General features: G+C 58.6%; 1 protein-coding gene and 1 pseudogene. Both read right to left on the bottom strand.

From position 1 onward, the window contains the following. The coding region (locus KDM89_RS19320) for a DDE-type integrase/transposase/recombinase (protein WP_212689537.1) at positions 1-534 on the bottom strand (534 nt) is incomplete at its 3' end. Then, a pseudogene (locus KDM89_RS22605) lies at positions 531-626 on the bottom strand (DUF1153 domain-containing protein); the annotation flags it as partial. The pseudogene KDM89_RS22605 and the gene KDM89_RS19320, both read right to left, overlap by 4 nt.

Below are 626 nucleotides of genomic sequence, written 5' to 3'. Positions count from 1 at the left end.
CAAGAACGGTGCCTCAACCCTGCCCAAGGTGCCATAGCGGGCAATGAGCGCCTGCTCCAGGGCCGCCTCGGCCGTTTTAGCCTTGCCCGAGCGGGACAGATGCCAGCCCAGTAATTCTCGGGTATGGTAATCGATCACCAAGGCCAGCACCGCCCAACCGTCACGACCGGCCCATACTCGGCACATGTCGGTCGCCCAGCGTTCGTTTGGTGCTTTCGCCACCGAAGGCAAGGCTTGAACACGCGGACGAAAGCCAACGGGCCGCTTCTTCACTTGCCAGCCACGCAGCTGAAAAATGCGCTGAACGGTGTTCTTATTGAAGCCAAGCAGGGCTGCGACAGTGCGATAGCCGAACGACGGCTCCTCGTTGATCATCGCCTTGATTGGCTCGGCAAAGCGCGCCTGGACCTTGGGGGCTGCCTTCACGGACTTGTAGTACACCGTCCGGCGCGGCATATCAAACCACTGGCACAATTTGCTGATCGAAACCTTGAAGCCTTCTTCTTCCAGTCCCTGGTGGATCGTTTCGATCACTTCTCTTCCTCGCCCAGCAGGGACGCCAGCTTTTTTCTGGCACGCAGTTCTAGCATGGCCTCGCCATATGCTTCCTGAAGTTCCTTGATCTG

Origin of the sequence: Cognatundibacterium luofuense (genome assembly GCF_018139685.1) — a bacterium.
Classification (GTDB): Bacteria; Pseudomonadota; Gammaproteobacteria; order Burkholderiales; family Burkholderiaceae_D; genus Undibacterium; species Undibacterium luofuense.
The sequence above is the reverse complement of the archived record's forward strand: the minus strand, read 5'-3'. Positions and strand labels throughout refer to the sequence as shown.